The 6523-nt window shown below is 68.1% G+C and carries 5 protein-coding genes; 3 read left to right on the plus strand and 2 right to left on the minus strand.

Annotation, left to right across the window (positions count from 1 at the left end):
• Nucleotides 1–31 precede the first annotated feature (31 nt).
• The 3 genes from fmdA (at nucleotide 32) to E1294_RS24950 (ending at nucleotide 2794) form a co-directional block, all read left to right on the plus strand.
• A complete protein-coding gene (fmdA, locus tag E1294_RS24940) occupies nucleotides 32–1279 on the plus strand; it encodes a formamidase (RefSeq protein WP_132512049.1) in 1248 nt (415 codons plus the stop codon).
• Between the two features lie 288 nt (nucleotides 1280–1567).
• The gene (locus tag E1294_RS24945) at nucleotides 1568–1996 is read left to right on the plus strand and encodes a hypothetical protein (protein ID WP_132512051.1); all 429 of its coding nucleotides are present in this window, start codon (nucleotides 1568–1570) and stop codon (nucleotides 1994–1996) included.
• A 144-nt stretch (nucleotides 1997–2140) separates the two neighbouring features.
• Nucleotides 2141–2794 (plus strand): HNH endonuclease family protein, encoded by a 654-nt coding sequence (locus E1294_RS24950; RefSeq protein ID WP_132512053.1) that lies wholly within the window; start codon nucleotides 2141–2143, stop codon nucleotides 2792–2794.
• A gap of 1073 nt (nucleotides 2795–3867) precedes the next feature.
• Here the strand turns inward: E1294_RS24950 and E1294_RS24965 are convergent.
• Entirely contained in the window at nucleotides 3868–4539 is a 672-nt protein-coding gene (locus E1294_RS24965; RefSeq protein ID WP_220447920.1) for a hypothetical protein, read from the minus strand.
• A gap of 332 nt (nucleotides 4540–4871) precedes the next feature.
• Nucleotides 4872–6491 (minus strand): GMC oxidoreductase, encoded by a 1620-nt coding sequence (locus E1294_RS24970; protein ID WP_132512057.1) that lies wholly within the window; start codon nucleotides 6489–6491, stop codon nucleotides 4872–4874.
• Nucleotides 6492–6523 lie beyond the last annotated feature (32 nt).

Raw genomic sequence — 6523 nt, forward strand, 5'->3', positions numbered from 1 at the left:
GGAGCCATCCCCGAGAAGAAGGACATCCATCATGCCGAAGGTAGTTTTCAAGATCGACCAGTCGAAGCCGATGCGCGACCAGGAGGTACCTGGGCACAACCGCTGGCACCCGGACGTTCCGGTGGCGGAGATGGTACGTCCCGGAGACGAGTTCCGGATGGAATGCCGGGAATGGACCGACGCCCAGATCGGCGACAACGACTCCGCGAACGACGTACGCGATGTCGACCTGACCGTCGCGCACGTGCTGAGCGGGCCCATCGGGGTCGAGGGCGCCGAACCCGGAGACCTGCTCGTCGTCGACATCCTCGACCTCGGCGCGGTTCCCCAGCAGGTAGGGGAGGCGCCAGGACAGGGATGGGGGTACACCGGCGTCTTCGCCAAGGCGAACGGCGGCGGATTCCTGACCGACTACTTCCCCGACGCCTACAAGGCGATCTGGGATTTCCACGGCCAGGTCGCGACCTCCCGCCACCTGCCGGGGGTTCGTTTCACCGGCATCACCCACCCGGGACTCTTCGGCACCGCGCCGTCGGCGGACCTGCTCAGCAGCTGGAACCGCCGGGAGCAGACGCTCATCGACACCGACCCGCAGCGCGTTCCGCCGCTCGGCCTGCCGCCGCTGGCCGACAACGCCGTCACCGGCACGGCGACCGGCGACGTGGCCCAGCGGATCGCCGCGGAGGGGGCGCGTACCGTGCCCGCCAGGGAGAACGGCGGCAACCACGACATCAAGAACTTCACCCGCGGCGCCCGGGTCTTCTACCCGGTCCACGTGCGCGACGCCAAGCTGTCAGGAGGTGACCTGCACTTCAGCCAGGGCGACGGGGAGATCACCTTCTGCGGCGCGATCGAGATGGGAGGCTACATCGACTTCCACGTCGACCTCATCAAGGGCGGCATGGAGAAATACGGTGTCACCACCAACCCGCTCTTCATGCCGGGAAACGTGGAGCCGAGATATTCGGAGTTCCTGTCGTTCATCGGCATCTCGGTGGACCACGACACCGACACCAACTACTACCTCGACGCGACGGTGGCCTACCGCAGGGCCTGCCTCAACGCCGTGGAGTATCTCAAGAGGTGGGGTTACAGCGGCGAACAGGCCTATCTGCTCCTCGGCGCGGCACCGATCGAGGGGCGGGTCAGCGGGATCGTCGACATCCCCAACGCGTGCTGCTCGCTCTACCTGCCCACCGCGATCTTCGACTTCGACGTACGTCCGAACGCGAAAGGACCCGCCAGCCAGGATCGCGGCCAGTGCGCCGTGACGAGCTGACCGTCACGACGCGCGCGGGGCGGCCCTCCCGGGATATCACCTGGGGTGGCCGCCCCCTTAATGATTCGGCAAATATTGCATAAAATTTCCCCAGCGTGGTGACGGCCCGCCGCCGCATGCGTTACGCGACCGGATCGGCAGGCGCAGGGGGTTTTCTCTTTCCCCCGTACCATCGCGGAGAAGGTCAACCTGGTTGCTCCGCCACGGAAAGCCCGGTAAAAGGCGCTTATCCTACGGCGTATCCCCCAGGACTGTTGTGAGCGCTCTGCCGCTGTGAAAGGTTGATCAATGCAAAACGACGCCGTGTGGGTCCGAGGCGTTACCGGCATTCAGTTGCACCACACCACCGATCTTCAGGACGCCACACGATTCCTGAGCAACGCGGCGATGGCGCTGCGGGCCGCGCACGTACGCACCGGGGACGACCACTATTCCGCTATCGCCGCCCAGCTCACCACCATGGTGGAGGAGACACGGACGCTGGAGGGCGAGGCGCGCGCACGCATGCAGGGGCTGCATACGTCCGACCCCGAGCGGTTCGTACGCTGCCGCGAAGGGCACGAGCCGTGGCCCGACGAGATCCAGGCGGGCTTCGTGCCGCGGCACACCTGCAGGGACCAGTGCCTCTACCACGACCACGACGTTCTCGACGCCATCATGCAGTGCACCTGCGGCCAGCCCCCGTGCCGCGCCTGCGCCATCGGCGGCGCTCCGTAGGACCGGTGCCGGCCCGCCGACGCGACGGCGGGCCTGGACGTGGTGCGGGGGAGCGTGAACGTGACGGGAAGGGATGCTTGCATCGCCCCCGGTTTCATGAATATCGCTGCCACCGGAGGGGGGCGTGCTGGTAGGGGTGTAGGCATGATCTCCTTGACGCGGCTGGCCAGAGTCGTCGTGCTGACTCTGCTGGCCATCCCGGTCACCGCTGTCGCCGCGACCCCGCATGCGGCGGCGGATGCTCGCAAGCGATCACAGGCCGAGGCCGGCGCGCTGGCCCGCCGGATGCTGGGCCAGTTGAAGGTGGCCAGGCCGTTATCGATCCGCGGCTACAGTCACCGCCGCTTCCAACCGCGGTGGGAGCAGCACAAGGGCAGGTGCAACGCTCGCGAGGTGGTTCTGGCCCGCGACGGCCGGGGCGTGCGCAAGAACGCGGCCTGCCATCCGGTCAAGGGTGTCTGGTACAGCCCGTACGACGGTAAGAAGCTCAGGAGCGAGAGGTTGGTCGACGTCGACCACGTCGTTCCGCTGGCGTACGCGTGGCGTTCGGGGGCCAGCAGGTGGAGCCCGGCGCGCAGGCGCGCGTTCGCCAACGACCTCAAGCGGCCTGAGCTCATCACGGTCAGCCACTCCGCGAACATCGCGAAGGGTGCCAAGGGCCCGCAGAGTTGGCGCCCGCCGCGCCGCGCCCACTGGTGCCGTTATGCCATTTCCTGGATCACCGTGAAGCGCCATTACCGGCTCTTCGTGACGCGAAACGAGAAGGTGGCCCTGCTCAACATGCTCCGTAAGTGTTGACTCGGAAAACGTGCGGGTGATGTGACTGGAGATGCGGATTGTGGCGAGGGTGCAGTTTGCCAACGGGTGTAGGCCGCACACCGACATCGCCACAATCCGCGGCTCTCGTGGGAATGGATTACCACCAGTCCCAGTCGTCGCCCCACCAGGGGCCGCCCCAGCCGCCCCACCAGCGCCTACGACGGCAGCGACGGCGACGCCAGCGGCGGCGACGGCGGCCGCAGCCTCCTCCGTGCTGGAAGTCGAACGTCATTGTTCCTCCCCCGTTGATCGCTTCCTTCAATTCGGACGTTAGCACCTATATAGCCATATTCCATGACATATCGGTCAATTTCAGGGATGCTTGACGGCGAATTCACTACGTAAAGGCCGCCGATCTCGCGTGGCCCGGGGGCCGCGCGCACCCTCTTTCAGGCGGAGGCGCGTCGCCGAGGTCGTCCGTGCCGGGCACCAGGATCTCGTGATCGCCCTCGTGTACCCAGACGGCGGCGCCCCGCCAGATGACCGGCTGGCGGGACCAGCCGGTCATGGCGAGATAGCTGCTGATGTCGGCGACTGACAGGGGCCTGGTCACGCGGGCGCGCCGACGAGCTCGCGCAGGGCGCGCACGGTGAGGACGTTGCCCAGCGGCACCCGGACGGGCGCGTGCCGTTGGGTGCTCCGTTCAGCCCGTGAAAGTACAGGTCAGGCCCGTTGCGCGACGGCGCTGACCACGACTTGACCTGCACTGCGATCGCGGGCGACGCGATGTGCCCGGCCCTGCCCGGATAGCGGAAGCCGAGGTCTATCCCGTCGTGGTCGAGGTCGTCCTTGTAGACGAGGTGCCCCGCGGCGGAGGCGAGGGCGCGCACATAGTCCTCGGCGAACTTGCCCTGATGATTCCGCTGGTCAAGCATGCAGGCTCCCTCGCCACCGCCCCACCCAATGCCGCGCGGGTCAAAGACTATCTACCGAGCCCTTCGGAAGAGCGGGTTTTTCGCCTTCAGTGTTGTGCGATAATGCCCCCTTTATGACTGGATTCGGGCCATTACGAAGAATGGCGGCAGCTGGTGCGGCTTAACGCTTGTGTTACGTCAGTTGCTTTTCTTGGGAAGGTACGGGCCGAAATGCTCGGCGACGATTTCCGCGATCGCGTCGGCGTCACAGGAGCCGTCGACTTCGAGCACCCGGATGCCGAGCCGGTGGGCGCTGCGGACGGCGTCATCCGCGACCAGCTCGTCCCGGGTGAGGCGGTTGGCCTGCGCGCGGGCCGGGTCGCTGACGGCGTGGCCGAGTGCGACGGCCCGGGGCAGCACGCGGATCTGGTGCCGGCGGAACTCGGGCGCGGGCACCATGACGATCATGCGGCGCGGAGAGTCGAGGAGGGGCGAGACGAGTTCGGGGCGGAGCCCCCAGCCTTCGGCGATGATGGGGTGCCCGGAGACGAGCCCGCGCAGGTCGTCCAGCGCCCAGCCGAACCGGTCAGGAAATCCGGCCAGGGTCGCGGCGGCCATGTCCTCCGGAGTCGTGCGGACCCACTCGGCGTCAAGGTCGGGTTCGGTGACGGGCTCGCCGAAAGCGACGCGGCGGGCGATTCGGCGATCATTGTGGCCGCGGGCGTCGTGGTAGTCGTAGTGATAGGCGGTGACGCCGTATCGTGTGGCCAGGAGCCGGGCCACGGTCGACTTGCCGGCCCACTGGCCACCTCCGATCCACAACGCGCGGCGCAACGTGCCGAAGGGGTCCCACACTTCTTGCTCGGCCACCTTGGTGTCCCTCCTGAGTCCTCGAACCGTGCCCGCCTAGAGTCTCCACCGTCACGGTGCCGCGTGGGCAGGGGTGCGATCATGGGCGCTTGGCGACGACGTGGGACGAGGTGTTCGCACACGGACGACGAAGGGCCGGCGCACATGGTGGCCGACGTGGCCTTCCACGGCGGCCTGGCGCACGAGGCGAACGGACCGCTGGTCGAGCTCGCGTCGCCGCACGTCTCGATGGCGAGCGACGGCGGGAGCCCGTGCCGCACACGACGCGTTTCGTTGTGGGGGACCACCGCATCGACATCGTCCTCGACGGCGGCGCGGCGTGACGGCCCCGGTCACAGGTCGGCGGCGATGATCCGCTCGATGTTGCGTTCGGCGAGCGCGGTGATGGTGACGAACGGGTTGACGGTCGTGTTGCCGGGGATCAGCGCGCCGTCGATGACGTACAGGCCGGGATATCCGTGCAGGCGGCCGTAGTTGTCCGTGGCCCTGTTCAACACCGCGCCCCCGAGCGGGTGGTACGTGAGGTGGTCGCCCCAGATCTTGTAGACGCCGAACAGGTCGGTACGGTAGATCGTCCCCTCCTTGGCGTTGATCGTGTCGAAGATCGTCTTGGCCATGTCGATGGAGGGCTGCTTCCACGCGGTCTGCCAGTTGAGCTCCACCTTGCCCGCCTCCGCGTTCCAGGTGAACTGCGCGCGGTGCGGGTTGTTGGTGATCGACAGGTAGAAGGACGCCCACGTCTCGATGCCGGTGGGCAGCGGCGCGACCTCCGCGAACGCGCCCCCGGCCGACCAGTTGTCGATGCCGCAGCAGGGGATGGCCGACTGGAGGCTGCCGGTCGGGTCCCAGAGGTGGTTGGCCCGGCCGCACATGACGTTGCCGTTGTCGCCCCAGCCCTTGCCGATCTCGCCGTTCAGGCCGGGTAAGACGCCGGCGGCCTTCAGCCGTACCAGGAGTTTGCTGGTGCCGACGCTGCCGGCGGCGAAGAACACCTTGTCGGCGGTCACCGTCTTGGTCGCGGTGACGCCGCCGGTGGTGTCGAGCTGCTCGATGACGGCGGTGTACGCGCCGCCGGACCCCGGGGCGACCGAGGTGACCCTGTGCAGCGGGGAGATCGTCACCCTGCCGGTGGCCGTGGCCTGGGCGAGATAGGTCCTCTGCAGCGACTTCTTGCCGTGGTTGTTGCCGTAGAGGATCTCGCCGGCCAGCGCGGACTTGGGCACGGTGCCGGCCGCCTCCTGCTCCATGTAGTCCCAGTCGTAGACGTCGGGCACGAACACGAACGGGAACGACGAGCGCTGGGCGTGCTTGCGGCCCACGCGCGAATACTGGTAGCAGTCGGCCGACTCGAACCAGCCGGGGTCGATGGTGGCGACCCCGAGCCCGGCGTTGGCCCGTGGATAGTAGGTGGCGTACATCTCGTCGGGGTTCACCGAGGGGAGCACGGCGGCGAAGTTCGCGCGTCTGGGCACGACCGCCATGCCGCCGTTGACCAGCGAGCCCCCGCCGACGCCGCGGCCCTGATAGACCGTGATGCCCCCGAACTCCTCGGCATCCAGAATGCCGGTGTAGCGGGGAATGTCCCGGTCGATGGGGAAGCCGAGGAAGTTGCTGAGCGGCGCCTTGGTCCTGGTACGCAGCCAGTACGAGCGGTAGTCGGGCTCCCGCGTGTTGCAGAAGATCTTGCCGTCGGTGCCGGGGGTGTCCCAGGCCATGCCCATCTCGACCATGTGCACGTCGACGCCCGCCTGGGCGAGGCGGAGCGCGGCCACCGACCCGCCGTAGCCGGTGCCGATCACCAGGACGGCGACGTGGGCGCCGTCGGCGATCGGGGCGGACGCGGCGGCCGGCCGCGCGTGGACGCCCAGGGCGGCCAGCCCCAGGGCGGAGCCGGTCCCGGCGATGAATCCGCGGCGGGAGACGCTGGTACGGGCAGGCGGATGTTCGTTCATCGGACACCTCCGGGGGGTGGGAGCTCGCGGGC

This window comes from Nonomuraea diastatica, from assembly GCF_004349015.1.
GTDB classification, from domain to species: Bacteria; Actinomycetota; Actinomycetes; order Streptosporangiales; family Streptosporangiaceae; genus Nonomuraea; species Nonomuraea diastatica.